Genomic DNA, 26,607 nt, shown 5'->3' with positions numbered 1-26,607 from the left:
ACATGACCGACAGCTTCTACACGCCCGGCGAGCCCATCGCCGACACCAAGGCCCCGGCCGGCCCCGTCGAGGACCGCTGGACGAAGCGCAAGTTCGAGGCGAAGCTCGTCAACCCCGCGAACAAGCGCAAGAAGAAGATCATCATCATCGGCACCGGGCTCGCGGGCGGCTCCGCCGGCGCGACCCTCGGCGAGGCCGGCTACCAGGTCGTCCAGTTCTGCTTCCAGGACAGCCCCCGCCGCGCCCACTCCATCGCCGCGCAGGGCGGCATCAACGCCGCGAAGAACTACCGCAACGACGGCGACAGCGTCCACCGGCTGTTCTACGACACGGTGAAGGGCGGCGACTTCCGCTCCCGCGAGTCGAACGTCCACCGCCTCGCCGAGATCTCCACCCAGATCATCGACCAGTGCGTCGCGCAGGGCGTCCCGTTCGCCCGCGAGTACGGCGGCCTCCTCGACAACCGCTCCTTCGGCGGCGCCCAGGTCTCCCGCACCTTCTACGCCCGCGGCCAGACGGGCCAGCAGCTCCTGCTCGGCGCCTACCAGGCCCTCATGCGGCAGGTGGACGCGGGCAACGTCGAGCTGCACGCCCGGCACGAGATGCTCGACCTGATCATCGAGGACGGCCGGGCCCGCGGCGTCGTCGTCCGCGACCTGATCAGCGGCGAGATCAAGAACCACACCGCCGACGCCGTCGTGCTCGCCTCCGGCGGCTACGGCAACGTGTACTTCCTGTCCACGAACGCGATGGGCTCGAACGTCACCGCGTCCTGGCGCGCCCACAAGCACGGCGCCCTGTTCGCCAACCCCTGCTACACGCAGATCCACCCGACCTGCATCCCCGTCAGCGGCGACCACCAGTCGAAGCTGACCCTGATGTCGGAGTCCCTCCGCAACGACGGCCGCGTCTGGGTGCCGAAGAAGGCCAAGGACGAGCGCCGCCCCGCCGACATCCCCGAGGACGAGCGCGACTACTACCTGGAGCGCATCTACCCGTCCTTCGGCAACCTCGTCCCGCGCGACATCGCGTCCCGCGCGGCGAAGAACGTCTGCGACGAGGGCCGCGGCGTCGGCCCCGGCGGCCTCGGCGTCTACCTCGACTTCGCCGGCGCCATCGGGCGCCTCGGCCGCAAGGCCATCGAGGCCAAGTACGGCAACCTCTTCGAGATGTACGAGCGGATCACGGGCGAGAACCCGTACGAGACGCCGATGCGCATCTACCCCGCCGTCCACTACACGATGGGCGGCCTGTGGGTCGACTACGACCTGCAGTCGAGCATCCCCGGCCTGTTCGTGGTCGGCGAGGCGAACTTCTCCGACCACGGCGCGAACCGCCTCGGGGCGTCCGCCCTCATGCAAGGCCTCGCGGACGGCTACTTCGTCCTGCCGACGGGACTCGGCGACTACATCGCCCGCACCGAGCTCCCCCCGGTCACCGACACGGCGGTCGCCGAGGCCGAGGAGCGCGTGAAGTCGCAGATCGACAGGCTCCTCTCGATCGACGGCGACCGCACGGTCGACTCCTTCCACCGCGAGCTCGGCCACATCATGTGGGAGTACTGCGGCATGGAGCGCACCGACGCCGGCCTCCGCAAGGCCCTCGAGCTCATCCCGGCGCTCCGCAAGGAGTTCTGGGAGCGCGTCAAGGTCACCGGCAAGGGCGAGGAGCTCAACCAGCAGCTCGAGAAGGCCGGCCGCGTCGCCGACTTCCTGGAACTCGGCGAGCTGATGGTCATCGACGCCCTGCACCGCACCGAGTCCTGCGGCGGCCACTTCCGCGCCGAGAGCCAGGACGAGGACGGCGAGGCCAAGCGCGACGACGACGCCTTCTCCTACGTCGCCGCCTGGGAATGGGCCGGGGAGGGCGCGCAGCCCGTCCTCCACAAGGAGGCCCTCGAGTTCGAATACGTCCACCCGACGCAGAGGTCGTACAAGTAACTTTGACATTTTTCCCTGCCCTGAAGGGTGGGAATTCCCTTGGTCGCCCTCGGGTGTTCCTGTTTCACAGCCAATTGCCCCGTCCGGGAGGATTCCCGTTGAGGTCTTACAGCGGCTCCGCAGGCCGTTACCGCCAGCCCGGCGGCCAGGATGTTGCGTGCCGCGTTGACGTCGCGGTCGTGGACGGTGCCGCACCGGCACCGCCACGCCCGCACGCTCAGCGGCATCTTCTCAGCGAGGGCGCCGCAGGAGGAGCAAAGCTTGGACGAGGGGTACCAGCGGTCGATCACGACCAGGTCCCGGCCGTACCAGTCGGCCTTGTACTCCAGCATGCTGCGCATTTCGCGCCAGGCCGCGTCGCTGATCGCGCGGGCCAGCGCGTGGTTCTTGACCATGTTGCGGACGGTCAGGTCCTCGATCACGAGCGTTTGGTTCTCACGCACGAGCCGAGTGGTCAGTTTGTGCAGGTGATCCCGGCGTCGGTCGGCGATCCGCGCGTGGATGCGGGCCACCTTGAGGCGGGCCTTGGCCCGGTTCGCCGACCCCTTGTCCTTGCGGGCCAGTTCCCGCTGGGCGCGGGCGAGCCGGTCCCGGTCGGCGCGTTCGTGCCGGGGGTTGGCGACCTTCTCCCCGGTCGACAGGGTGACCAGGTGGTTCAGGCCGGCGTCGACACCGACCGCGTTCCCGGACGCCGGAAACGGTTCGATGGCGTCCTCGCACAGCAGGGACACCCACCAGCGGCCGGCCGCATCGCGCGACACCGTCACCGTGGACGGGGCCTGCCCGTCCGGCAGCGGCCGCGACCACACCACGTTCAGCGGCTCGGCCATCTTGGCCAGGGTGAGGCGACCGTCCCTCCACCGGAACGCCGAGGGGGTGAACTCGGCCGAGGCCCGGGACTTGCGCTTGGACTTGAACCGCGGGTAGCGAGCACGCCTGTCGAAGAACGCGGCGAACGCACCTTGCAGATGCCGCAGCGTCTGCTGCAGCGGCACCGAGGACACCTCGTTGAGAAACGCCAGTTCCTCAGTCCTCTTCCACGTGGTGAGCATCGCGCTGGTGGCGTTGTAGTTGACCTGCTCTTGCCGCTACCGCCACGCCGTGGTGCGGGCCTCCAGCGCCAGGTTGTAGACCTTGCGCACACACCCGAACGTCCGGTTCAGCAGATCCGCCTGCTCCGGAGTCGGATAGAAGCGGAACTTGAACGCCCGCTTCACGCTCGTGGCCACGCCCTGCAAGTTAGCACACCTGTTCGAGCCGGATCTGGTTTTCTGAGTTCACCGCCGGTCCGCCCCGGTCGGCGAATCGGCCACCCCTGACACCTGCTCCGCAAGAGTTCCGTTTCCTCCCCTGCCTGAAGCTAGGGGTATCCACAGAAGGAAAATCTGATGAAGCTCACATTGCGCGTCTGGCGCCAGGGCGGACCCCGGGACAAGGGCAAGATGGTCGAGTACCCCATCGACGACATCTCCCCCGACGCCTCGTTCCTGGAGATGCTGGACGTCCTCAACGAGAAGCTCATCGCCGACGGCGGCGAGCCCGTCGCGTTCGACCACGACTGCCGCGAGGGCATCTGCGGCATGTGCTCCCTCGTCATCAACGGCACCCCGCACGGCCCGGAGCGGGCCACCACCACGTGCCAGCTCCACATGCGCAAGTTCAAGGACGGCGAGGTCATCGACGTCGAGCCGTGGCGCGCGAAGGCGTTCCCGGTCGTCAAGGACCTCGTCGTGGACCGCTCCTCCTTCGACCGGATCATCCAGTCGGGCGGCTACATCTCCGCCCCGACCGGCACCGCCCCGGAGGCGCACGCCACGCCCGTCCCGAAGCCGGACGCCGACCGCGCGTTCGAGGCCGCCGAGTGCATCGGCTGCGGCGCCTGCGTCGCCGCCTGCCCGAACGGCTCCGCCGCCCTGTTCCTCGGCGCGAAGGTCACCCACCTCGGCCTCATGCCGCAGGGCCAGCCCGAGCGCTGGGACCGCGTCGTGTCCATGCTGGACACCCACGACGAGGAGGGCTTCGGCGGCTGCACCAACACCGGCGAGTGCACCGTCGCCTGCCCGAAGGGCATCCCCCTCGACGTCATCGGCCGCCTGAACCACGACTACCTGAAGGCCGGCGTGGGCGGCAAGAAGAAGTAGCGCGTCCGACTGCTCGAGAAGCCCCGCCCGGTTCGTCCGGCCGGGGCTTCTCGCCGTCCGGGTCCGGGCGCGCGTTCGTCACCGACCCGTCAGCTCGCCGATCGCCACAGGGCGGACGCCGCCAGCGCCGAGGCCAGGCTCGCGAAGAAGAACGTCCCGATGGCGTTGGTGGTCGTGGAGCCCCATTCGGGCGGGCCGCCCAGCGCCTGGACGAACGGGCCGACGTTCAGCACCCTGATCCGCCGGCTCGGCCCGATGGCAGCAGGTTCAGCATCACCACGGGACCGCCCGGGTCCTCGTCGAGGTACCGCTTGAGCCCGTCACCCGTCGGATCGACCGCCATCCGTCCGCCTCCTTCGCGCCTCTTCGTCCGCGACCCTAGCGGGAGCCGGCACGGAAGACATCCGGCACCGCGTCCGGGATGGCCCCGGACGAACCGCCGGGGGCCCATTTCCGGTTCGGGATTCAGCATCCGGGCGCGTCGGGCGTCTTCTCTTGTAGAGGCCCATGGGAAGGCGGCGCCGGACGTGCAGGAGAACGCGGCAAGGACGAGAGCGGCCGACACCGTGAGCGAGATGGTGTCGGAGCTGTTCCACAGGCACGCGCGGATGCTGGTGCGAAGCGCGGTGCTGCTGATCGACGACGAGGGCGCGGCGGAAGAGGTGGTGCAGGAGGCGTTCCTGGGCCTGCACCGCCGCTGGACGAAGAAGGGGCCTCCGGACAGCCCCGAGGCGTACCTCCGCACGTCGGTGGTCAACGGATGCCGGTCGGCGATGCGGCGGCGCCGGGCCGCCGTGCGAGCACGGGTCCACCACCGCGTGCCGGAGGGGTCGGCGGAGACCACCGCGATGCTGCGCCATGAGCAGGCCGAGGTCCTGGCCTGCCTGGACCGACTCACCCGGCGGCAGCGCGAGGTGCTGGTGCTGCGGTACTTCCTCGATCTCGACGACCACCAGATCGCCGCAACGCTGCGGGTGAGCCGCGGCACCGTGTCGTCGACGATCTCGCGCGCGCTGCGCAGCCTCGAAGCCCTGATGGGAGAGAACCGATGACCGCATCCCTGGACGACCTGATCCGCGCGGCCTTCCGGGACAGGACGACGGACGTGCCCGCTCCGGTGGAGCCGGACTGGAATACGGCGCCCCGGGGCCGTCCGTCGCGGAGGGTGTGGGTGGTCCTGCCCGTCATGGCCGTGCTGGCGATCGTCGTGGCGGTCGCCGTTGTGGGCGGACGGGACGAGCCGCAGGGCAGGCCTGTCACCCCCGTCGAGCCTGTTGCGACCCCGACGCTGGCGATGCGGGTCTCTGAGCGGAAGATCGAGATCGTGGATGTCGCGTCCGGGCGGGTACGCGGCACCGTTCGTCTCCCGGAAAGGACGACCTTGCCCCCCTCCCCCGGCCCTGCGTCGGCGGCGGCCGATAACCGCACGTTCTTCTTCACGGTTCTGTCGGCGTCGGGCCACTCGGTCGTCGCTCGCATCCACGTGGACGGCCAGGGGCGGCCGGGCAAGGCCAGCGTGGTCGTGCGGGCACCGTCCACGCCCGACATCGGCACCGTCGTCCCGGGACTCGACGCGTCCTCGACGCACCAGCCCGCGCTGTGGGGGACGGCCGACGCGGTCGCCGTCTCGCCCGACGCCACCCGCCTCGCCATGGTGGCCGGGACCCCGCGCGGCGACGCGATCGTCCTGTGGGACCTCGGTACCGGGGCACGGCGACTGTGGGGTACCCAGGCCGATGTCCTCTCGCTCACCTGGACGACCGACGGGCGCAGGCTGCGCTGGGCATCCAGGCGGTCGACCGGCACGGTCGATCCGGGCGCCACACGGCAGGCGCCACCGGTCGACCGGCCCGTCGGCGAAGGGGACAGGACGCCCCCCGCGCTGCTCCCCGACGGATCACACGTCGCCTATGTCGGCGGGAAGGCCGTCCGGCTCATGGTGCTCTCGCCGCAGGGTCGGCCCGTTCGGGAACTGGGCCGGTGGACCGACGCATCCGGCATGCGCAGCCGCCCGACCGTGGACGCGTCCGGTCGGCATGTCCTCTTCATCCGGAACGGCGCCTGGGAGCGCATCGATCTCGCGACCTCTCAGCGCTCCACCACCGCACTCCGCCTCACGCACATCTACGACGCCCACTTCTACGCCTGGTGAAGACGCCTCGCGGAGCCGTCCCTAGTGGACGAGGGTTTCCACGCCCGCCGGGAGGCTTCCGGCCAGGCCCGCCTCGATGAGGAAGGACTCCAGGACGTCGCGGAACGCGCGGGCGGCGTGGGTGGGTTCGACGTCCTTGCGGTGGGCCAGGGCGATGGTGCGCAGGAGGCCGGAGCCGCGCTGGTCGTCGGCCTTGTCGGCGAAGACGAGGGGCGTGCCGCGCAGGCCGGGGCGTCCGGCGAGGACCATGCTGGGGACGACCGCGATGCCGAGGCCCGCCTCGACGAAGCGCAGGACGGCGTCCATCTCGCCGCCCTCGACGGCGAACGTCGGCTCGAACCCGGCCGCCCGGCAGGCGTTGATCGTCGCTTCGCGGAGGTCGTAGCCGGAGCGGAACATGACGAGGGGGCGGTCGCGGAGGTCCTCGATGCGCAGGGGCGAGCGGCGCGGCATGTTCGCGGCCCTGGTGTGGGGGCCCTCGGGGGACGCGACGACCAGGTACTCGCGCAGGATGGGCACGGTCTCCAGTGGCGGGTCGCCGTGCAGGGGGAGGATGACGAGAGCCAGGTCGAGGGAACCGCGCGTGAGTTCCCGGACGAGATCCCGCGACCCGCCCTCTTCCACCATGAGCTGGATGCCGGGGTAGGCGTCGTGGAAGCGGCGCAGGACGTCCCCGAGGAGACCCGCGCAGAGGGACGGTGTGGCGCCGAGCCTGACACGGCCGCGCCGGAGGCCCGCGAGCTCCTGCACCTCCAGGCGCGCGGTCTCCACGTCGGCCAGTATCCGCTTCGCCAGCGGGAGGAGGGCCTCGCCCGCGGGGGTGAGGGTGATGTTGCCGCGGGCGCGGCTGAACAGGGAGACGTTGAGTTCGGCCTCCAGCGCCCTGATCTGCTTGGACAGGGACGGCTGGGCGACGCGCAGCAGCTCGGCGGCCTGCGTGAAGTGGCGTACCTCCGCGACCGCGACGAAGTAGGTGAGCTGCTGCAGCTGCATCCTGCACAGGGTACGGGCGGCCCTCAGCGGGCGTGACGGCGGAGGGCCTGCAGGTCATGGACGATCATCCGGCGGCGTCCCGTCTCGACCCAGCCGTGGTCGCGGAGCGTACGCAGCGCCTTGCTGACGGCCTCGCGGGACGCGCCGACCCAGCCGGCCAGCTCGTCCTGCGTGATGTCGAGGGTGATGCGGACGCTCCGGTCGTCGTAGGGGACGCCGAAGCGCTCGGCCAGCTCGACGAGGCGCTGCGCGACGCGGCCCGTCGCGTCGAACATGCCGAACTCGACGCGCTTGCGGTCGGCGTCCCGCCAACGCTGGCACAGCATCCGCATGATGATCAGGGACACCCGGCCGTGCGCCTGGAGGAACGCCCGGAACTCCTCCGCGGTGAGGGCGCGCACCCGCACCGGCTCCATCGCGGCCACGGACGCCGAGCGCGGGAAGCCGTCGATGGCGGCGACCTCCCCGAGCAGCGAGCCCGGTTCGCGGACGGCCAGCAGCGCCTCGCCGCCGTGGTCGCGGTAGGAGAACGCCTTCACGCGGCCCCGCAGCAGGACGGCGACCCAGTCGGTCGCCTCCCCCTCGATGAAGAGCGTCTCCCCCCGCGTGAAGTCGCGGATCCGTCCGCGCGTGTCCAGGTCGTCCCGCTCCTCGGAGGTGAGCTCGGCGAGGAACGAGCCGGGAAGGGGGAGGCTCATGGCGTCCACGCTAAGGCGAACGCGCCGCGTACGGGGAGGACGGGAGAACAAATCACGGACGAATCACCCGTTGTGTGTACTTCTCCCTATAACCGGGACGTGTGGTGGGCGAGGGTGGACGCGGCGTTCATGGGGAACGGCGGTACGGCGGGCGGCGACGACGGGGGACGCCGCCCGCCGTCTTGTGCGCTGCTCCGGTGACCCCCGGCACGACGGACGCCCCCTGCCGGCGCGGTGCAGGGGGCGTCCGGGGATGAAGGCGCTCAGGCGGACCCAGGGGGTCAGGCGGACGGGGTGTCCTGGCCCTTCTTCACGATTCCGAGCTTCGAGCCGAGCCAGACGATCGGGTCGTAGCGGCGGCCCACGACCCGCTCCTTCATCGGGATCAGCGCGTTGTCGGTGATCTTGATGTGCTCCGGGCAGACCTCGGTACAGCACTTGGTGATGTTGCAGAAGCCGAGGCCGTGGTCGTCCTGCGCGATGTTGCGGCGGTCCGCGACGTCGGCCGGGTGCATCTCCAGCTCACCGATCCGCATGAGGAACCGCGGCCCCGCGAAGCCCGGCTTGTTCTCCTCGTGGTCGCGGATGACGTGGCAGACGTTGTTGCACAGGAAGCACTCGATGCACTTGCGGAACTCCTGCGAGCGCTCCACGTCCTCCTGCCGCATCCGGAACTCGCCCGGCTTCACGTCGCCCGGGTCGAACGACGGGATCTGCTGCGCCTTCTGGTAGTTGAACGACACGTCCGTCACGAGGTCGCGGATGACGGGGAACGTCCGGACCGGCGTGACGGTGATCGTCTCGTCCGGGTCGAACGTCGACATCCGCGTCATGCACAGCAGCCGCGGCATGCCGTTGATCTCCGCCGAGCAGGAACCGCACTTGCCCGCCTTGCAGTTCCACCGGACGGCGAGGTCGGGCGCCTGCGTGGCCTGCAGCCGGTGGATGATGTCGAGGACGACCTCGCCCTCGTTCACCTCGACGGTGTAGTCGGTGAGCTCCCCCGCGCCCTCGTCGCCGCGCCAGACCCGGAACTTCGCCTGGTAGCTCATCGGTCGTCCTCCTTGTCCAGCGCGTCGGCCGCGGTGGCGCCCGCTGCGCCCGGCATCTCCTCGGCCGTGAGGTACTTCTTCAGCTCGTCGCTCTCGAACAGCCCGATCAGGTCGTCGCGCATCGGCGGCATCGGCTGCCGCGTCAGCTGCACGCGGTCGCCGTCGAGCCGGCAGACGAGGTTCACCTTCCGCCATTCGGCCGACATGCCGGGATGGTCGTCGCGGGTGTGGCCGCCGCGGCTCTCCCGCCGCTCCAGCGCCGCCTTCGCGATCGCCTCCGACACGATCAGCATGTTGCGCAGGTCGAGGGCGAGATGCCAGCCGGGGTGGTAACCGCGCCCGTCGTTCACCGCGACGGGCTCGACGCCGACGTTCGCGACGCGCTCGCGCAGCTTGTCGAGGGCTTCGAGGGCCTGCTGGAGCTCGCCCTCCTTGCGGATGATGCCGACGAGCTCGTTCATCGTCTGCTGCAGCTCGGCATGGACCGCGTACGGGTTCTCGCCGCCCTCGCGCTGGAACGGGGCGAGCGCCTCGTCCCGCGCCGCCGCGATCTCCGTCTCAGGGACGGCCGGACGCGCGTCCAGCCCGTCGATGTACTCGGCCGCGCCGAGCCCGGCCCGCCGCCCGAACACCAGCAGGTCGGTCAGCGAGTTGCCGCCGAGCCGGTTCGAGCCGTGCATGCCGCCGGAGCACTCGCCCGCAGCGAACAGGCCCGGGACGAGCGCGGCGCCCGTGTCGGGGTCGACCTCCACGCCGCCCATCACGTAATGGCAGGTGGGGCCGACCTCCATCGCCTCCTTGGTGATGTCGACGTCGGCCAGCTCCTTGAACTGGTGGTGCATCGCGGGCAGCCGCCGCCGGATCTCCTCCGCGCCGCCCGGCATCCGGTCGACGACGGTGAGGAAGACCCCGCCGTGCGGCGATCCGCGTCCGGCCTTCACCTCGGAGTTGATCGCGCGGGCGACCTCGTCGCGCGGCAGCAGCTCCGGGGGGCGCCGGTTGTTGTCGGGGTCGTCGTACCAGCGGTCGCCCTCCTCCTCGGTGGTGGCGTACTGCGCCTTGAACACCTCGGGGATGTAGTCGAACATGAACCGCTTGCCGTCGGAGTTCTTCAGGACGCCGCGGTCGCCGCGCACCGACTCCGTCACGAGGATGCCCTTGACGGACGGCGGCCAGACCATCCCCGTCGGGTGGAACTGGACGAACTCCATGTTCAGCAGCGTCCCGCCCGCCAGCATCGCCAGCGCGTGGCCGTCGCCGGTGTACTCCCAGGAGTTGGACGTCACCTTGAACGCCTTGCCGATGCCGCCCGTCGCGAGCACCACCGCGGGCGCCTCGAACACGACGAACCTGCCGGTCTCCCGGACGTAGCCGAACGCGCCGGAGATCCGGTCGCCGTCCTTGAGCAGCCGCGTCACGGTCGTCTCGGCCCACACCTTGAGGCGGGCGTCGTAGTCGCCGAACTCGCGGTGGTCCTCCTGCTGGAGCGCGACGATCTTCTGCTGCGCGGTGCGGATCAGCTCCAGGCCGGTCCGGTCGCCGACGTGCGCGAGCCGGGGGTACTCGTGGCCGCCGAAGTTGCGCTGGCTGATCTTCCCGTCCCGGGTGCGGTCGAACAGCGCGCCCCAGTGCTCCAGCTCCCAGACGCGGTCGGGCGCCTCCTTGGCGTGCAGCTCCGCCATCCGCCAGTTGTTGAGGAACTTCCCGCCGCGCATCGTGTCGCGGAAGTGGACCTTCCAGTTGTCGTTGGGGTTGACGTTCCCCATCGCGGCCGCCGCGCCGCCCTCCGCCATCACCGTGTGCGCCTTGCCGAACAGCGACTTGGAGATGATCGCGGTCTTCTTGCCCTGGAGGCGGGCCTCGATCGCCGCCCGCAGCCCGGCGCCGCCGGCGCCGATCACCACGACGTCGTACGAGTGCCTCTCGATCTCAGTCATGATTCCTCGGCCTCAGTTGAAGATGCGCAGGTCGGAGATGGTGCCGCTGGCCACCAGCGCGACATACAGGTCGGCGACCACGAGCGAGCCCAGCGTGATGAGGGCGTACATCCCGTGCCGCTGGTTGATCTTCGACACCCAGCCCCACATCCGGTACCGGAAGGGGTGCTTGGAGAAGTTCTTCAACCGTCCGCCGACGATGTGCCGGCACGAGTGGCACGACAGCGTGTAGAGCCACAGCAGGACCACGTTGGCGACCAGGATGATCGTGCCGAGGCCGATGCCGAACCCGCCGTCCTTGCCGTGGAAGGCGAGGATCGCGTCGTAGGTGTTGACGAGCGAGATGAGGACGGCGGCCAGCCAGAAGTAGCGGTGCAGGTTCTGGCCGATGAGCGGGAAGCGGCGCTCGCCCGTGTACTTCTTGTGCGGCTCCTGGACGGCGCACGCCGACGGCGACAGCCAGAACGACCGGTAGTACGCCTTGCGGTAGTAGTAGCAGGTCAGGCGGAACAGCAGCAGGAACGGCAGCGAGACCGCCGCGAACGGGATCCAGCCGCGCGTCTCCGCCGGCAGGAACGTGCCGAACTCCGCCGCGCTGCCCGTGTGCCCGTCCACCGTGACGCTGTTGCAGATCTCGTTCAGGCACGGCGAGTAGAACGGCGTCAGGTAATGGAACTCCGGGACGTAGAACGCGGAGCCCCAGAAGGCCCGGACGGTCGCGTACGCCACCCACGCGGTGAAGATGATGAAGGTGGTGAGCGGATACTTGCGCCAGTTGTCCTTGCGGAGCGTGCGTTCCTTGATCTGGGCGCGCGTTTTGGCCGGCGCCTCCACAGTGCTCATCGATCGCTCTCCTGAGCTCGGGTCGGTCGTGTCCCCGTACCACGGTCTGAGCGCACCATGCGGCCCCGCGCCTCCGATGAGGCCCGCGCCTACGTGACCGCATGCGGGCGGTGACGCCCCGTGTGCCCATCCAGCGAAGCGCACACTACGCCACCCGCCGGTACCTGTGACATACATAACAGCGAGGGCCGGATGTGACCCTGACCACAGACTTTAGCGACCGGAGCCCGGTACGGCGGGGTGCGACTCTCACAGCCTGTGGTGATTGCCGGACAGAATCGACACGAGCACCGGACGGCATGATCGCGACCTCTTTCGCGGGACCGCCGATCGCTCATCACGCACACGGAACCGCGCCTGCGCGCCGGTCCGTCCCGGCGCGGGGAAAGGGCGAGGACGCGATCGCGAGATGCCAACAAACCCGACAGATCTCTCATCCAACAAGAGAGACCACATCTGCGCCCTAAACTGACAAGTAACCAGAACCACGCGCCCTGGACGGGGCCCGCCTGAAACAGGACCGATGAGCGACGACGACCCCGGCCACGACGATCTCGCGGGGAACCGCACCGGGGAAGCGCCCGGCCCCGAGATGCCGGAGCCGGGCGGTGAGACGGCGAAGCCCGACGGGCGGCGGACGCGGCGCCGGAAGATCCTCCGGCGGACGGCCCTCGGCATGACCGCCGTCGTCCTGCTCGGCGGAGCGGGCGCGGCGGGGCTGTACCACAACCTGGTCGGCGGGATCGAGCAGAAGGACGTCCGCGACCAGCTCGGGACGAACCGTCCGGCGAAGCTCAACAAGTCGCTCAACATCCTGCTGATCGGATCGGACACCCGCGACGGCGACAACGCCCGCTACGGCGCCGCCGCCGGGATGTCGGGAGCGCGCTCCGACACCGCGATCATCCTGCATCTGTCGCCGAACCGGGACCAGGCCGTCGGCATCAGCTTCCCCCGCGACTCCATGGTGAAGATCCCGGACTGCAAGAAGGAGAAGGGCGGCACCGTCCCCGGCCGGTTCGGGATGCTGAACAGCGCCTTCGCGTTCGCCGGGCCGACCTGCACCTGGAAGACCCTCGAATCGCTCACCGGCATCCACATCGACCACTTCGTGCAGATCGACTTCTCCGGCTTCAAGAAGATGGTCGACGCCCTCGGCGGCGTCCAGATCTGCGTCGACAAGCCCGTCCACGACCCGCGCGCCGAGCTGTACTTGAAGGCCGGGAAGCAGACGGTGAAGGGCGAGCAGGCGCTCGGCTACGTCCGCGCCCGCTATTCCCTCGGCACCGGCTCCGACCTGGAGCGGATCGAACGGCAGCAGAAGTTCATGGCGTCCGTCGTCGACAAGGCGGGCGACTCCGTCCTCTCCGACCCGGCGAAGACCTACAAGTTCCTCAAGGCCGCCGCGAAGTCGATGACGACGGACGACGAACTCGACCTGTCCGCCATGCGGAAACTCGCCGACGGCCTGCGCGGAATGAGCGCCGGCCAGGTCCGCTTCGTCACCGTCCCCACCGAGCGATACAAGCCCGACCCGAACCGCGTCCAGTGGAACGGCAAGCGCGCGAAGGAGCTCTTCGAGGCCATCCGCCACGACAACGACCTGCCCGCCGAACCACCGGCGCCGAAGAACCGGCGGAAACTCCCGGAACCGAAGCAGGTGAAGGTCACCGTCGTGGACGCGGGCGCCGACGACAAGCTGGTCGAGCGCATCACGGCGCAACTCGGCCGCCGCGGCTTCGACGTCGCGAAGAAGGTCGAGAAGGCCGGCGACGCATCCGAGAGCGGCATCGTCTACACGGCGGAGAACGAAGCGAAAGGCTCGGTACTCGCCCGCGTCGTCCCCAACGCGGTCCTCACCTCGGACCCCAAGGCCCCCAAGGACGGCGTCCGCCTCGTGATAGGCAAGAACGGCGTCCGCCTGGTTCCGGCCCTCAACAAGATCCCCGCCGGCGTGAAGGGCGGCCAGAACCCCTGCAAGTAGCTAGAACACCGCGAGGGCGAGTCCGCCGAGGACGCAGACACACCCAGGACCACGAAGACGACGGCATTCCCGGCACCCCGTCCGGAGGAGGTGTCGATGGTGGCCTCCCGGAGGTTCTCCGGGTTGTAGAGCACCCGGACCTGACGGCCGCGCATCATCTCGACGCCGATCCCCGTGGGCGCGGTCGTGCGCCCGACCGTCTCCACCTCGACGCCGTCCAGCGTACGGAAACGCAACTCCGGGTAATACTTGTAGGAGGAGTCGGCGCCCCACTCCTGCCGCGTCCCCGTGACGATCCCGGGAACCCGATGCGCCGACGCGAGAAAGGCCCGCGTGCTCCGGAACTGCTGAACGCCACCGAACACGAACAGAGCGCCGAGCCCACCAAGAACCAGCGGGAAGAACCAGCCGGACATCCCCGACCCCCGTTCCATGGCCTGGGCCGACCGGCCTCCATCAACGGTGTCGATCGCATTGGTCGGCTTCCGGTCCCGTGCATCATAGGCACGGCGCCGAGTCGGGTCTCAACTTTCGAGCTTGCGTAGGACCTCTTAGGCTGTGACGCGCCCTGGCGGCAGCGACGCATATCCGCTCACCGAGGCCCCTTCCCTTGATAGAACCGCACCGGCGCCTTCCCTATGATGCCCAACTGCACCTGTCATCAAGGGAAGAGGTCGTCGTGTACTTGTTCGCCTCGGCGGGTCGGACGCGGGTACGGCGCGGCGTTATCGCAGCGTCTGCGGGTGTTCTCATGCTCTCGGCCTGCGGTGGAGGCGGCGACGATTCCGGAGGCGGGCCGGGTACGGATAAGGCGAGACAGGCGACCTCGTCCGGTGAGCGCCGGTCGGTTGCCTTCGCACACGCGGGCGGGCCGGCGCACATCGATCTGGTCGCGCTGAATCGGACGTCCGAAACCACGGTGACCGGCCGATTCAGAGTGGTCAATGACGGCCGCGCACCACTCGATATGGCCGGTCCCTTGGGCGACCGATCCAACGACCCGCAGGCGGGGAGCATTCTCACCGTCAGCGGTCTCGGACTGCTCGACGGGCGGAACAACAAGCTTCATATGCCGTTGCACACGACCGCCCCCACCTGCCTCTGTTCCAAGATTCAGACCCTTGCACCGGGCGCGTCAGCCGACATCTACGCCGTTTTCCCCGCACCGCCCGCCGACGTCGAACGGGTGACGGTGACGGCGCCGAACGCCATGCCGTTCCACGACGTGCCGCTGGGCAAGGGAGCCGTTCCACCGCTTCCGGACCAGATCGATCCCGCCACGGTCAAGCTCAGCGCCCCCGGATCCTGCCGGTGGTCAGCGTCTCCGAGGGCGTGGAGTTCGGTGTGAGCGACAACGCCGACGACCGCAGCGTGCAGCTGTCGTCCGATGTGCTCTTCGCCGTGAACAAGGCCGACCTGACGCCGCGCGCCGACGCCCTGCTCCGCCAGGTGGCCCAGCAGATCAACGCCTCAAAGGGCAGCACCGTCAAGGTCGACGGCCACGCGGACTCCACCGGCGACGACGCGATCAACGAGCCGCTCTCCGAACGCCGGGCCCAGGCCGTGGTCGAACGGCTGAAGGGGCTGGTCACCCGGCAGGGCATCGCGTTCCAGGCCGCCGGGCACGGCTCGTCGCAGCCGATCGCGTCCAACGACAGCGACGAAGGGCGGCGCAAGAACCGGCGGGTGGCCGTTTCCTTCACCCGCCCGATCGACGCCGCTGCTCCCGCGGCGGCAGGCGAGCCGTACCGGTCCGGCGACAAGACGGCCCTCAGGAGCGGGCGCATCGAGCAGCCGCGGGAGCTCGAGTTCACCGTCAACAGCCTGCACCGGGGCGCGTCGGGTCTGGCCGTCCTCGTCTGGACGATCAAGAACACGGGCGCCGCCGAAGCGAGCGTCGAGCATCTCGAGCGGAACATCACCCTGCACGGCAGCGCCCCGCGGAACCGAGGCTGGGCCACGGGAGGCGTCATGCTCGTCGACCCCGCCACGAAGACCCGCTACTGGCCGTTGGAGACCTCGGTAGGCCACTGCCAGTGCTACACCTTCACTCCCAAGGCGAAGACCAAGCTGGCTCCCGGCGAGAGCGTCGTCCTCTGGGGCGTCTACAAGCCTCCGGCCCGACTCCGCGCGGTGGACCTCCACATCCCCTGGGACCACCAGGTCGGAGCGACCGCAACCGGCCTCACCATCGCTTGAGCCACCTCATCGGCTGTGCCCTGCCCGCCATCCCCTCGGGTCAGGTCGTGGAGATGGCGATGAGGGTTCCCGCGAGCATGTGGGGACCGAACGCGAACTCGGTCTTGCGGGTCCGCCGGGCGGCCATGACGGTGACGGCGGTGAAGGCGCCCAGGACGTGGGTCGCCAGCAGGGCCGTCAGCCATGTCCCCTGGCCGAACCAGCCCAGGCATAGCCCGAGCACGCCGGAGAGTTTCACATCGCCCAAGCCGAGCCCGGTCGGCACCGCCAGCGCCTGCGCCGCGTAGAGCAGGAGCAGGGCGAGCATGCCGAGAAGCGCGTGTGCGAAGCGGCGTTGACCGTCGTGGGTGAAGGGGACCGCCGTCGCCAGCAGGGCGGCCGCGATCCCGTAGGACGGGAGCGTGAGGCGGTCCGGCAGCCTCTTGGCCTTCAAATCGATGTGGGCCAGGAGGACGCCCGCCGCGGCCACGTACAGCAGGGCGGCGAGCACCGGTTCCGAGCCGATCCGACGGCCGAGCAGACCGAAGGTCCCTGCCGTCACCAGGCCGAGGTACAGCCTGTGGACGGGCCTGGTCTCACCCGCGTACGGTTCCGCGAGCGGGGTGGCGAGCGCGCCGATGAGGAAGCCCGACAGCAGCAGCGGCGTGGTCATGGAGCCCTCCTTTCGTCCGGGCTCCCGACCTCATCACGCCGCCTCAGGCCCGGACGCGTGAACGCCGAGTTGTGGACAACCCCGGTGAACGGCTGCGGGACGCGGTGGCCGCATAGCCGGTGACCGAGCCCGCCAGCGCAGCGCCGACGACCAGGAGCGCCCACTCCGGGCGGCCTTCGGCCGCCACACCGGCCTGGGTCAGCAGGCTCGCCGCGAAAGGGCCCGCGCACGCGAGGCAGGCGACACGGACGCCTGTGGCGGCCAGGCGCCGGGTGGCGAAGCGCGCGGCCAGGAACCCGAGGACGCCTTGCAGGAGCGCCGCGGCGGCCACCGAAACCCACAGGAAGGTCACCGATCCGGTCAGGCCGGGCGCGGCGATCACGACGAGGGTGACGAGGACGGCCGCGGCGAGGGTGCCGGCCAGGGTGACGAGGCCACCGAGGAGGACGGCCCCTACTCCGGTACGTATCCGCACACCTGCCCCCTCTCGTGGGACCGCGGCGTCGCGTACGCGGACGGCGGCGAATCCCACCGGTACCTGATGCGAGCGTCCGTCATCGGGGAACGCCCACCCACCAGTAGGCGCAGCCGAGAACGGCGCCGACCAGGAACATGGCCGCCGCGACGGCCACATCGACGGCGGGGCTGCGGTGGAGGCGCGCCCTCCCGGGGCGCCTCGGGTCGTACAGGACGGGCACCTCGGCGCCCACCGGGCGGCGCGGGGCGTTGTCCTCGGTGAAGACGTGGTCGCGACCGTCGACGTCCGGGAAACGGATCGTGAGGGTGAAGACGGTGTCGTCCGAGAAGCCCTCACAGCGTTCGACCGTGCCCGTCGTGCGGGCGGCCCCGCCGCGGAAACACAGCCGGCGGACCAGGTAGACCGGGGCGAGCGCGGCCATGGCGGGGCCGCCGGCGCCCATGATCACGGCGAGCAGTACGGCGTCGGGAGCGGCCTCCAGGGCGTCGAACACGAGCAGGAGCAGCGCGATCCCGAAGCCGAGGGCGAGGATCCTGGGAAGGGTTCGGCGCGCCATCATCCGTTTTCCCGGAGGCGGAGGGTGGAGAGGATCGCGGACGCCTGGGCGGCGGACCGCCGCGGCGTCCGCACCATGAATTCCACGAGCGTTTTCTCCTTGGTCAGGGCGTACATGCCGACGAGGGCGTACGGGACGCGCCGGTCCTCGTCCAGTCGCAGGTCGTACGACGCTTCGAAACGGTGGGCCCGGACGGCTCCCGCGAGCTTCGCCGGTTCGCTCAGAGTGATCCGGTAGTGGTTCAGCCGTGCGATGCCGCGGAACCGGTCGAGCACCGTGGCGAAGTCCTGCGGGTAGTCGCGGTAGCGCTGGACGTGGATGTGACCGTCGCGGACGCCGTCCGGCGTCGGCGGGGCCAGCACGGTGAGGGTCGCGCTCTCCTCCGTGCGCCGCCAGCCCGCCGGATGCGCGAAGGCGTACTGGCCGGTGCGGTACTCCTGGAATCCCGACGGGACGGGCACGCCGCCGACCCGGGCCTCCGGTGAGCAGGCCGCCAGGGCGCACAGGGCCAGGACGGCGAGCACCCTCATCGGCATTTCGCCCATGGCACCCACCCGGTCCCGGGCTTGTAGAACTCCGCGCTCTGCAGCGTGTGCCTCTCGGTCTCCCGGCCGATCTCGAAGATGCCCCAGCGGGATTTCGGTTTGCCGCCGCCGTCGCCCTTGGCCTCCAGCTTGGAGGTTTCGCCCGTGTTGTCGTAGGTGGTCCGGCCCATGGTGCCGAGGCCGTCGTCCCAGGCCCGTTCGACGGCGCCGTCGTCGCCGTCGCGCAGGTACCGCTCGATGACCTCGCGCTCCTCCGGCTTGGAGGCGTCCATGGTCTTCTCCGTCAGGGTGCGCTGGGCGAACAGGATCCACTGCTGTCCGAGCGTGCCCTGCGCCTTCGCGCCCTCCCCGTCGGCCTTCAGCTTGCCGTCGACGCGGGCGTACAGGATGTCCTGGCCGTTCTGCACCTGCGAGAGCCGCACGACGTTGCCGTTCTCGTCCTGGGTGACGGCCCATGTCGTACCGCCGCGGTGCTTGTAGTTGAGCCCGATGCTCGGATTGAGCTTCACCGCGGCCCTCACCTGCGCGCGCTGGCCCGGGAGCATCTTGAGCCCGTTCTTGCCGAGCTCCTGCTCGACGAGCACCATCACGGCATCGATGCCATCCGCGAAGCCCTGCTTGGCACGCGTGCGCGCGGGTTCCGGAAGGAGCCGGACGAGCCGGCTGACATCGATCTGGACACCGGCCTCCGCTTCGCCCCGCTGGGTGTAGTAGGTGGTCTTCTCGCCGTTCTGGAGATTGTTCTGGCTGCCCGTCACCACCCAGCCGCGGCCCTTGAGCGGAACCTTGATGGAGCTGAGTTCGATGTCGGCCTTCACTCCGCCGGTGAGCCCGTCGTCCAGATACTCCGAGGTGGGCTTCCGGTCGGGTTCGCTGCCGCCCATGTACCGGTCGAAGTCGTCGCCGACCCACGGCAGCCGGGTGCCGAGCCAGACGAGGCCGCCCGAGACCGGATTCGTGCGGACGGTGAACTTCACGTCGCTGCCGATGCGGTGTTCCTTGAGGTCCTCGAAGAACCTCCGAGCTTCCTTCTCATCGTGGAAGCCGCCGTAGACCTTGCCGTTGGTGACGGTGTACCCGCCCCAAACGCCGCCCTTGACCGGCCCCCCGCCGACCTCCGGGGTGGCGACGCCCACCTCGCCCCAGGTGAAGTCGACGACCTCCCAGACCGGCTTTCCGTCCGGGCCGACCCGCTTGTTCAGCTGGACCGTGCCACGGCTGTTGGTGCGGCCGTCGACGCGCCGGGTCGGAATGGTGACGGTCTCCTCCAGATAGGTGCTCTCGGACTGCGCCAGACATGGCTGCGTCGGCTCGTCCGGGTCGGGTGCCGCCTTTCCCGGACGGTTCCCGCCCGGATCCAGCGGACAGTTCTGCCCCATTCCACCCGCCCTGAGAACCTTGCAGATTCCTTCCGATATCCCGTCGGATATCAGTCCGCCGACGCCGCCCACCACGACCGCGGCGACGATCGCCGCGCAGAGCAGCAGCACGGCCAGATAGGAGACCGCACCCTCACCGCGATCGGCGCCCGATCGCCGTACCGATATTCCGCCTCGTTGCTGCACAGGTGGACGTTGTCAGGAAAACACTAATCCACCATGAGTCCGTGGGCCTATCGGAAGACCCAATTTCGCGGAACCGGAACAATTATTCGAAACTCATTCACGGCCAATTCGCCAGCCATTCACCTGAGCGTTGTGTGAGGGCTCAGGCGTACAGCAGGACCCCGGTCAGGGTGCCCGCGAGCATGAAGGGCCCGAAGGGTATGGTCGATCTGAACCGCGCGCGCCGGACGACGAGCAGCGCGGCCGAGTACAGGCCGCCGAGCAGGAACATGGCGAGGACGCCCAGCACCCACGCGTCCGGCCCGAGCCAGCCGAGGTAGAGGCCGAGGACGCCGGACAGCTTCACGTCCCCGAAGCCCATCGCGGACGGCACGATGAACCACTGCACCGCGAACAGCGCCCACAGCGCCGCGAGCCCCGTGAGCGCCGCGGTGAGGCGGCCGCCGCCGCCGTCGGTGAACGGCACCGCCGCTCCGAGGAGGACGAGCCCCGCGACGTAGGACGGGAGCGTCAGCGGATCGGGCAGCCGGCGCAACCGGACGTCCACGGCCGTGAGGGCGACGCCGGCGACCATCAGATACGCGAAGGCGGGCAGGTCGGGGCGGGGCCCCAGCCGCCACGCGAGGAGCGCGACGCCGAGGACCGCCGCGACGGCCACCGGCACGCGGTCGCGCCTGAGCGGCTCGGTCCAGTCGGCGCGCCATGACCAGACCGGACGGGACGGCTCCTCGATCGCGGGCCCGGTCACGCCGACTCGTCCCGCCGTACCATCCCTGGCCTCGCCTCACAGGTCGCGGATATCGCCCGAAATGCTATCGAGCAGCGCGTCGCGGCAACAAGGTCACGATGGTGCGGACGAGCCCGCGCGGCGGCCGCGCGGCCCGTTCAGCGCGGACGGTTCAGCGCTGGACGGTGAGGCTGGTCACCACCGCGCCCAGCCCGGCCGCGTCGAACTTGGCCTGCGCTCCGCGCACCGTCAGATCGAGCATCGTCCGGCCCGGTGTCAGGGCGTAGATGTCGACGCTGCGGATCCGGACGGTGAGGCCGCCCTGGAAGCGGGCGTCGTACTCGGTCTCGACGCGGCGCGCCTCGCGCGCTCCCGGCACCTTCACCGCCGTCTCACTGACAAGACGCCTCCCGTTGACCTGGGTGACCGTCCTGGCCTGCACCATCATGTCGTTCATCGTGCCGTCGTACCGGTCGACGCGGGACACGATGACCTGGCCTCCGCTGCCGTCGTTCCCGGCCGCCGCATCATGGCCCTCGACGATCGGCCAGCCGCGTTCATCGGTGCTGGTCTGGAAGACCCAGGCGGACGGGTGGGCGAACGCGTACACGTCCCCCTTGTAGACGGTGAAGCCCGGCGGCGGGGTCGGCGGGGCCGCACCGGCGCCTCCCGCCTCCCCGTCCCCGGAACAGCCGGTCGCGATCAGGATCGCGCACGCCAAGACCGCCGCCCTGGCCACCGCATCCCGCACTCTCGTCATCGCCACATCACAACCACAGCAAAGTAGGCGATTCCGAGCCCCATCACCACCATGACCGCGGTCATCCCCGCCACGTATCCGACACCGAACCGCACGTACGCGCGTTCGGGATCGACAGGGTCGTACAGCACCTCGACGGGCTCGCCGACCCCGCGGTCGCGATCCACCTTCTGCTCGAGGGTGAACTCCCGGCCGTCCGTCACCCGGTAGCCGATCGTGAGCCGGGCCGTGGACGCGCCGGTCCCGTCGTGCTGGACGTCCCTGTCCAGCACATGGCCCAGCGCCCGCTCGGCGCGGCTCAGGAACGCGAGCCGCCGGACCAGGAACACCGGAGCGGCGACGAGGAACGCCACGGCCGCCAGGGTGACGGCGGACGCCACGACGATCGCCATGCCCGTCACCGTCCCCGCGCGGCGGCGATCCGCGGGGCGAGCGGGATTCCGGCGAGGGCCCCGAGCAGCGTCGACCCGAGATACAGCAGCCCGGCGGCGTGCTCACCGCCGGCCCAGGCCGGGACGGCGACGAGCGCGACCACCGCGGCCGGCCCGATGAGCGGCACGCCGTACCGGACCGGCCCGGACGCGTCCAGCCGCCGGACCGCCAGCCCGGCGGCGGCCGCCCCGCCCAGCATCAGGACGAGCGCGCCCACCATCGTCGCGGTCCAGAAGAACCCCTCGCTGAGGACGGTGTCCGCGGGCAGCAGCCCGGCCATCACGACGCCGAGCATGAGCAGCAGGAGCGTGCCCACCATCGTCAGCGCGCCCTCGGCGACCGCGCGCAGTCCCGGCTTCATCGCGCCGCCCCGGTCAGCGATGGCATTCGGTCCACGGCACCCATCCTTGTCCATCTCGCCATATCTTCGCGCCGGTCAGCACGGAGTGACCGTTCTCTCCCTCCAAGCGCAACGCTCCCTCCTTCCGTCGCCCCTGCGCCTCGATGGAACCGCTGAGGCCCGCCGCGGACTCGTCGTACGTCAGCTCTGTCACCGTGCCACGCCGCCGGAAGAGCTCGTCGAGTTTCCGCCCCTGTGGCGTCAGGTGGTTGTGGAAGGATCCGATCCCCGCCTTCCAGGTGAGGGCGCCCTGGGCGAACAGCAGGGTCGCCTCGCGCCGGTCCTGCGGGTCGCGCAGGTCGAGCGCGTAGTTGGTGGTGGTCCGGCCGCCGCTGAACGCCGGCAGCGGCACCTGACCCGTGATGGGGACGTTGTCGAGAGGAGAGACGTTTCCCCGCAGCCGGGCCGTCCAGGAGAACGTCACGGAGCGGTTCAAGCGCACTGGATTCCCGTGCTTGTCCAGCGTGTACTGCAGATCGTTCTGACCGATGAACTCGACGGTCATCCCCGCCTTGACCCCTCTCTTCACGGCGGCGGCGATCTGGTCTCGCAACTTGTCCGGCACCTTGAACTCCGACCCGAACTTGCTCTTCCCCTGTTGCTCCAGATACGTCAGGACGGCATCGGTGCCCCGCTGCAGCACCTGTTTCGGAAGCTTGCTGAGGTCCACCATGACGGTCGGGTCGGTCAGCGCCCGGTCCCGGAGGTTGAGGATCCAGTTGCCGTCCTTGTCCCGCGCGACCCCCGCCAGCGACCAGAACCGCGTCGGGGCCGAGGCGTCCACGATCTCGCCCGGGAGTTTGATGTTCGGCGTCCCGCCGCCGGCCGGCCCCACCTCGATCCCGGTCTTGTCCGCCTTCGGGAGCGACGTGTCACCGAGCCAGTCCCGGAGCTTGTCCCCGAGGAACGGCACGTTGAGCAGCGGAGCGATGGCGGGGTTGAGCTGGAGGGCCTGTTTGGCGCGCGCCTCGGCGTACTTGCGGGGGAACTCCCGCGCGTCCTGCTCGTTGTCGAACGAATAGGTCTGGGTGCCGGTGCCGTTGCCGCCGATCCACACGCCCTTCAGGAAGGGGATCTCTGGCGCCGCCACACCGAGTTCCCCGAAGGCGCCGACGTTCACGAGCCAGCGGACCTTGCCGTCCTTGTCGATGATCTTGGTGATCGAGTAGAACGCGCGGACACTCCCCCGGACGTTGACGAACCGCGCCGGCACGATGACCGTCACGTCCCGGTACCCGGTGTCGGCGTCACCGGAGCAGACCGGATCGGGCCGGTTGACCGGACGGACGGGCGGCGTCTGCGAAGGCGTCGGTGTCGGCGTCGGCGTTCCCGACGGCCGCGGCGACGGGCTCGACGGGGTGGGGCTGGGCTGCGCCGATGGGCTCGGCTGCGTCGTGCCGCTCGGACTCGGCGAAGGGCTCCCCGACGGGCTCGGCCCGGTACCGGAGGGGCTCGGGCTGGTCCCCGGCGGGATCGGCCGGCCTCCTCCGTCGTCGCAGTCGCTGAGGCCGCCCACCGCGAGAACCCTGCAGATGGCGTTCTCGGTGCCCGTGGTGACGGCCGCGGCCACCCCGGAGACGGCGACGGCCGCGAGGACGGCGGCGAGGAGCAGGATCGCGGCGAGATAACCGACCGGGCCTTCGCCGCGATCGCGCAGACTTTTCTCGCCGTTCATTTTTCGGCTACCCGCCGTTCGCTTCCCGTCCACTTATCGGCACAGGGCGAAGCTATGGCGCTGAACGATCGAGCGATTGAGCCCAGGGGCCCATCCGTGGGCCCAACATGGGAAATGCCGGGGGCACGGGGTCCCGGCGGCCTCGCCGGGGTTTACAGAACCGAGATGTGCACGTGGTCGAAATGGTTCTGGGTGAGGCTGCCGCGATCCTCCATCGGCCGCCAGCCCTCCGCGTGCCGCGCGGGGTTGTAGATGTGCTGGCGGTAGATGATGTAGTAGATCCCGAGTTTGGTGGCGTTGGCGTGCGCCCAGTTGGAGATGGCGAAGCCGAGCTCCGCCTCCGAGGCCGACGGGGCTCCGGCACTGATCATGAAGTCACAGGCGCGGCCGAGCGGGTGCTCACCGCCGCCGGTGATGCCGCCGTCCGCCCGCCAGCAGCCGATGCCCCTCGGCACCCCGAACTTCTGCTTGATCAGGTCGCGGACGCAGCGCATCCGGGGGGTGATGTTCTCGGCGCCCTGCGGGCCGCCCTCGCTGCACATGCTGGCGTCCGGCAGCATCGGGCTGAAGCCCTCGCCGCCGGGGAAGACGGGCCGGCCCTTGTACTCCTCGTCCGGCTTGGCGACGAGACGGATCTTGAACATGCGCAGCAGCGCCTCGCGGGGGTGCCGGTAGCCGCCGGACGTCCAGATCCTCGTGCCGGCGCACCACAGCTCGCTGTAGGTCACCATGCCGTGGGTGCCCGGAACGGTGTAGCTGACCCCGCGGCACGGCGGCAGCTGCAGCTCGGCGATCGCGGTGGCGGTGCCGTAGCTCTTGGCGATGCCGACCTTTCCCTCGGCGTCGGTGCAGAGGTTCTTGCGCTGGGCGAGGTCCTGCCGGTCCTTGGCGGTCAGCTCGTCCTCGCTCTTGAGGCGGCAGTCCCTGCTGCGCACCTTCACCTTCATCGTGTAGCCCTTGGCGCCGGACGGCTCGACCCGGTCCGTGACGACGGTGTTGTTGCGGCGCGCGTACTCCTCCGCGGACTGCTGGTAGGGGAGCTCGCCCAGGGGCGCCTTGATGTTGGGGGCGACGGCCCAGAGGCCCACGTCACCCGGCAGCTCGCCCATCATCGCGACGCGGATGGCGGCGTCCCGCAGCGGGACGACGGCTCCGATCGCGGCGGCGTCGGCACCGGTCTGCGACCGGGTTCGCATGTCGTTGGCCTGGGCCAGCGGAACGAGCATGACCGTGAGCGCGACCGTGCACACGCAGGCCATGAGCATGACGAGCTGCGTGGACCCCTCATCGCCACGGTGCCGGCGATAACGCCCGAACCCCACCCAAGTCACCACCGGAGACGCGGATCTGAATGATCACCCCAAACTTAGGCAAGGTGGTGCCGATGGCACAGGGTCCCAGGGCCCAATCGTGCGGTGACGGTCAGCGGTCGAACCAGCCGTCCTTCTCCTGGACGACGAGGGACCCGAGGACCGTGTCGAGCCGCCGCCGCTCGGCGCCGTCCTTCGGGGACCGGACGATGACGTGCAGCAGTCTCCGCTTCTTCGTCAGCACGAACGTCTCGGTGACGCGCATCCGCACCTTCGCGCCGGTCACCGTTGTGATCCGGTTCGTCAGGTGGAAGCGGTGCGCGGACTCGGCACCGGACACCATGACCGGTTCGTCCTTCTCGATCGTGTAACCGGAGCGCGGGGCGGCGCCGCGGAACTGCACGACCTTGTCCAGCAGCGTGTTCCGCCAGACGCCCCAGTCGACGACCTGCACCTCGGCGGCGCGCGTCCCGTCCTCCCGTGCCGGGCCGTTGAACTGGACGGAGGGCCGGTTGCCCGACTCGCCCTCCCGGACCGCCCACCCGGACGGGTAGTCGATCACGAAGCGGTCGCCGTGGTAGCGCTCCAGCCCGGCGGCCGGCGAGTCCTCCGCGACCGCGCCACAGGCGGCGAGTGCGACGAGCAGGGGAAGGGCGACCAGCAGGCGACGCGTGAGCACGCTCGAAATGTAGGTGGCGCGGTCGGCCCTAGGAGTGAGTCCGGAGACCCCATTCTGGGCCCAATCGTCCTGATCCGGTCACCCGTCGAGGTCGCCACGCGCGGCGCGCACCCCGCCGGGCGGGCGCACCCGCGCCGCCGCGATCCGCCGCGCCGCCGGCGGGCTCAGCGCGAGCACGGCCGCGAGCGCGCAGCCGGCCGCCAGCCAGCCGAGCCGCCACGGCACCGGCTCCCCCTCCCCGGCGACGCCGCTGCCGGCGGCCGCGACCAGGGCGGCGACCAGCACGGGGGCGCCCGCGGCTAGCGCGACCGGCAGCGGCGCCGCGCGTCCGGCGAACCGGATGCCGGCCAGGACGACCGCGAACCCGATCGGCAGCGCGAGCCACACCGTCCGTCCGGCGGCCAGGGACGCCGCCTGCTCCCCCGCCGCGGTCAGCAGGACGGTCAGGCCGGCCGCGGCGTGCCCGCGGCCGTACGCCGCCAGCGCGCCGGCCGCGCCGCCGGCCAGCACCGCCGCGACACCGCCCGCGTACATCGGCGTCTCGGTCTCGGCGAGGATCCTCGGCATGGCCTTGACCGCGACCAGCGCGACGAGCAGCGCGGTGACCGGCAGGGCGACGAGCGTCCGGGAGGACGGGCTGCCCGCGCGCCGGTCCGCCCGGTCGATCGCGATCCAGGACGCCAGGACGCCGGACGCCGCGCAGGCCCGCACCGCGGCCTCCGCCGCGTCCGCCGACTCCAGGCCGGACGCGCGGATGGCGGCGAACTGCACCAGCAGGGCGGCGGCGCCGACGATGATGCCGATGAGTCCCGCCATCGCGTCACCCCGGGTGCGCAGCCGCCAGTAGGTCCGTAGCGGGACGATACCGGGCAAGATCCCCGCTGTGATG

Annotated in this window: 27 protein-coding genes and 3 pseudogenes; 8 read left to right on the top strand and 22 right to left on the bottom strand. The window is 70.3% G+C overall.

The genetic code is table 11. From position 1 onward, the window contains the following. The first annotated feature begins 2 nt into the window (after positions 1 to 2). Entirely contained in the window at positions 3 to 1,940 is a 1,938-nt protein-coding gene (locus IE99_RS0119815) for a fumarate reductase/succinate dehydrogenase flavoprotein subunit (protein WP_030172757.1), read from the top strand. Between the two features lie 38 nt (positions 1,941 to 1,978). Here IE99_RS0119815 and IE99_RS30505 read toward each other — a convergent pair. Continuing rightward, positions 1,979 to 3,169: pseudogene (locus IE99_RS30505) on the bottom strand (RNA-guided endonuclease InsQ/TnpB family protein); the annotation flags it as partial. Between the two features lie 159 nt (positions 3,170 to 3,328). On the opposite strand from IE99_RS30505, the gene IE99_RS0119805 reads away from it, so the two are divergent. After that, the gene (locus IE99_RS0119805; protein ID WP_030172755.1) at positions 3,329 to 4,081 is read left to right on the top strand and encodes a succinate dehydrogenase/fumarate reductase iron-sulfur subunit; all 753 of its coding nucleotides are present in this window, start codon (positions 3,329 to 3,331) and stop codon (positions 4,079 to 4,081) included. Between the two features lie 89 nt (positions 4,082 to 4,170). On the opposite strand, the gene IE99_RS32005 is transcribed toward IE99_RS0119805, so the two are convergent. Together IE99_RS32005 and IE99_RS33690 are read right to left on the bottom strand one after the other, a co-directional pair. Further along, the gene (locus IE99_RS32005; protein WP_157610397.1) at positions 4,171 to 4,314 is read right to left on the bottom strand and encodes a hypothetical protein; all 144 of its coding nucleotides are present in this window, start codon (positions 4,312 to 4,314) and stop codon (positions 4,171 to 4,173) included. A gap of 14 nt (positions 4,315 to 4,328) precedes the next feature. Continuing rightward, positions 4,329 to 4,424, bottom strand: a pseudogene (locus IE99_RS33690) (DUF1330 domain-containing protein); the annotation flags it as partial. Between the two features lie 184 nt (positions 4,425 to 4,608). Here IE99_RS33690 and IE99_RS32000 point away from each other — a divergent pair. Continuing rightward, entirely contained in the window at positions 4,609 to 5,133 is a 525-nt protein-coding gene (locus IE99_RS32000) for a sigma-70 family RNA polymerase sigma factor (protein ID WP_211258871.1), read from the top strand. Further along, entirely contained in the window at positions 5,130 to 6,233 is a 1,104-nt protein-coding gene (locus IE99_RS0119785; RefSeq protein WP_030172749.1) for a TolB-like translocation protein, read from the top strand. Before IE99_RS32000 ends, IE99_RS0119785 begins: the two co-directional genes overlap by 4 nt. Positions 6,234 to 6,254: 21 nt before the next feature. On the opposite strand, the gene IE99_RS0119780 is transcribed toward IE99_RS0119785, so the two are convergent. The 5 genes from IE99_RS0119780 to IE99_RS0119760 all read right to left on the bottom strand — a co-directional run bounded on the left by IE99_RS0119780 (position 6,255) and on the right by IE99_RS0119760 (position 11,756). Next, positions 6,255 to 7,226 (bottom strand): LysR family transcriptional regulator, encoded by a 972-nt coding sequence (locus IE99_RS0119780; RefSeq protein ID WP_030172747.1) that lies wholly within the window; start codon positions 7,224 to 7,226, stop codon positions 6,255 to 6,257. A gap of 23 nt (positions 7,227 to 7,249) precedes the next feature. Continuing rightward, positions 7,250 to 7,924: a Crp/Fnr family transcriptional regulator gene (locus tag IE99_RS0119775; RefSeq protein WP_030172732.1), complete on the bottom strand. Its 675-nt coding sequence runs from the start codon at positions 7,922 to 7,924 to the stop codon at positions 7,250 to 7,252. 281 nt (positions 7,925 to 8,205) lie between these two features. After that, the gene (locus tag IE99_RS0119770) at positions 8,206 to 8,976 is read right to left on the bottom strand and encodes a succinate dehydrogenase/fumarate reductase iron-sulfur subunit (protein ID WP_030172719.1); all 771 of its coding nucleotides are present in this window, start codon (positions 8,974 to 8,976) and stop codon (positions 8,206 to 8,208) included. Beyond that, positions 8,973 to 10,913 (bottom strand): fumarate reductase/succinate dehydrogenase flavoprotein subunit, encoded by a 1,941-nt coding sequence (locus IE99_RS0119765; RefSeq protein ID WP_030172717.1) that lies wholly within the window; start codon positions 10,911 to 10,913, stop codon positions 8,973 to 8,975. The genes IE99_RS0119770 and IE99_RS0119765 overlap by 4 nt, the downstream gene beginning before the upstream one ends. Positions 10,914 to 10,925: 12 nt before the next feature. Beyond that, positions 10,926 to 11,756: a hypothetical protein gene (locus IE99_RS0119760; RefSeq protein ID WP_030172715.1), complete on the bottom strand. Its 831-nt coding sequence runs from the start codon at positions 11,754 to 11,756 to the stop codon at positions 10,926 to 10,928. A 523-nt stretch (positions 11,757 to 12,279) separates the two neighbouring features. Here IE99_RS0119760 and IE99_RS0119755 point away from each other — a divergent pair. Further along, positions 12,280 to 13,740: an LCP family protein gene (locus IE99_RS0119755; protein ID WP_051712834.1), complete on the top strand. Its 1,461-nt coding sequence runs from the start codon at positions 12,280 to 12,282 to the stop codon at positions 13,738 to 13,740. Between the two features lie 98 nt (positions 13,741 to 13,838). Here the strand turns inward: IE99_RS0119755 and IE99_RS33685 are convergent. Continuing rightward, positions 13,839 to 14,156, bottom strand: a pseudogene (locus IE99_RS33685) (DUF3592 domain-containing protein); the annotation flags it as partial. Positions 14,157 to 14,491: 335 nt separating this feature from the next. On the opposite strand from IE99_RS33685, the gene IE99_RS31995 reads away from it, so the two are divergent. Continuing rightward, the gene (locus tag IE99_RS31995; RefSeq protein WP_157610396.1) at positions 14,492 to 15,088 is read left to right on the top strand and encodes a hypothetical protein; all 597 of its coding nucleotides are present in this window, start codon (positions 14,492 to 14,494) and stop codon (positions 15,086 to 15,088) included. Then, positions 15,085 to 15,939: an OmpA family protein gene (locus IE99_RS31335; protein ID WP_245623276.1), complete on the top strand. Its 855-nt coding sequence runs from the start codon at positions 15,085 to 15,087 to the stop codon at positions 15,937 to 15,939. The genes IE99_RS31995 and IE99_RS31335 overlap by 4 nt, the downstream gene beginning before the upstream one ends. 40 nt (positions 15,940 to 15,979) lie before the next feature. On the opposite strand, the gene IE99_RS0119745 is transcribed toward IE99_RS31335, so the two are convergent. The 10 genes from IE99_RS0119745 to IE99_RS0119700 all read right to left on the bottom strand — a co-directional run bounded on the left by IE99_RS0119745 (position 15,980) and on the right by IE99_RS0119700 (position 23,279). Then, positions 15,980 to 16,591: a prepilin peptidase gene (locus IE99_RS0119745; RefSeq protein ID WP_030172709.1), complete on the bottom strand. Its 612-nt coding sequence runs from the start codon at positions 16,589 to 16,591 to the stop codon at positions 15,980 to 15,982. A gap of 43 nt (positions 16,592 to 16,634) precedes the next feature. Next, positions 16,635 to 17,066 (bottom strand): hypothetical protein, encoded by a 432-nt coding sequence (locus IE99_RS0119740; protein ID WP_030172707.1) that lies wholly within the window; start codon positions 17,064 to 17,066, stop codon positions 16,635 to 16,637. Between the two features lie 79 nt (positions 17,067 to 17,145). Then, positions 17,146 to 17,625, bottom strand: a complete 480-nt coding sequence (locus IE99_RS0119735) for a DUF3592 domain-containing protein (protein WP_030172705.1) — start codon at positions 17,623 to 17,625, stop codon at positions 17,146 to 17,148. Further along, entirely contained in the window at positions 17,625 to 18,161 is a 537-nt protein-coding gene (locus IE99_RS0119730) for a hypothetical protein (protein ID WP_157610395.1), read from the bottom strand. Before IE99_RS0119730 ends, IE99_RS0119735 begins: the two co-directional genes overlap by 1 nt. Beyond that, on the bottom strand, positions 18,152 to 19,549 hold the full coding sequence (locus tag IE99_RS0119725) for a hypothetical protein (protein ID WP_030172699.1): 1,398 nt from the start codon (positions 19,547 to 19,549) through the stop codon (positions 18,152 to 18,154). The genes IE99_RS0119730 and IE99_RS0119725 overlap by 10 nt, the downstream gene beginning before the upstream one ends. Before the next feature lie 328 nt (positions 19,550 to 19,877). Then, entirely contained in the window at positions 19,878 to 20,483 is a 606-nt protein-coding gene (locus IE99_RS0119720) for a prepilin peptidase (RefSeq protein WP_245623275.1), read from the bottom strand. A 151-nt stretch (positions 20,484 to 20,634) separates the two neighbouring features. Then, the gene (locus IE99_RS0119715; RefSeq protein WP_157610394.1) at positions 20,635 to 21,222 is read right to left on the bottom strand and encodes a hypothetical protein; all 588 of its coding nucleotides are present in this window, start codon (positions 21,220 to 21,222) and stop codon (positions 20,635 to 20,637) included. Next, positions 21,219 to 21,614, bottom strand: a complete 396-nt coding sequence (locus IE99_RS0119710; protein WP_157610393.1) for a DUF3592 domain-containing protein — start codon at positions 21,612 to 21,614, stop codon at positions 21,219 to 21,221. The genes IE99_RS0119715 and IE99_RS0119710 overlap by 4 nt, the downstream gene beginning before the upstream one ends. Before the next feature lie 5 nt (positions 21,615 to 21,619). Beyond that, the gene (locus tag IE99_RS0119705) at positions 21,620 to 22,015 is read right to left on the bottom strand and encodes a hypothetical protein (protein ID WP_030172687.1); all 396 of its coding nucleotides are present in this window, start codon (positions 22,013 to 22,015) and stop codon (positions 21,620 to 21,622) included. A 13-nt stretch (positions 22,016 to 22,028) separates the two neighbouring features. Continuing rightward, positions 22,029 to 23,279 (bottom strand): hypothetical protein, encoded by a 1,251-nt coding sequence (locus IE99_RS0119700; protein WP_030172684.1) that lies wholly within the window; start codon positions 23,277 to 23,279, stop codon positions 22,029 to 22,031. Between IE99_RS0119700 and IE99_RS30500 the strand changes: the two genes are divergently transcribed. Next, a complete protein-coding gene (locus IE99_RS30500; RefSeq protein WP_051712832.1) occupies positions 23,269 to 23,682 on the top strand; it encodes a hypothetical protein in 414 nt (137 codons plus the stop codon). The two genes, IE99_RS0119700 and IE99_RS30500, sit on opposite strands and share 11 nt — an antisense overlap. A 199-nt stretch (positions 23,683 to 23,881) precedes the next feature. Here the strand turns inward: IE99_RS30500 and IE99_RS30495 are convergent, their stop codons facing one another. The 3 genes from IE99_RS30495 to IE99_RS0119680 all read right to left on the bottom strand — a co-directional run bounded on the left by IE99_RS30495 (position 23,882) and on the right by IE99_RS0119680 (position 26,534). Further along, positions 23,882 to 25,051: a VldE C-terminal domain-containing protein gene (locus tag IE99_RS30495; protein ID WP_169744457.1), complete on the bottom strand. Its 1,170-nt coding sequence runs from the start codon at positions 25,049 to 25,051 to the stop codon at positions 23,882 to 23,884. Between the two features lie 100 nt (positions 25,052 to 25,151). Beyond that, entirely contained in the window at positions 25,152 to 25,718 is a 567-nt protein-coding gene (locus IE99_RS0119685) for a hypothetical protein (protein WP_030172674.1), read from the bottom strand. Between the two features lie 78 nt (positions 25,719 to 25,796). Continuing rightward, on the bottom strand, positions 25,797 to 26,534 hold the full coding sequence (locus IE99_RS0119680; protein ID WP_030172671.1) for a hypothetical protein: 738 nt from the start codon (positions 26,532 to 26,534) through the stop codon (positions 25,797 to 25,799). Positions 26,535 to 26,607: the final 73 nt, after the last annotated feature.

The organism is Spirillospora albida, assembly GCF_000718255.1.
Classification (GTDB): Bacteria; Actinomycetota; Actinomycetes; order Streptosporangiales; family Streptosporangiaceae; genus Spirillospora; species Spirillospora albida.
Note: the sequence above shows the minus strand (reverse complement) of the source record. Positions and strands in the feature narration are given on the sequence as shown.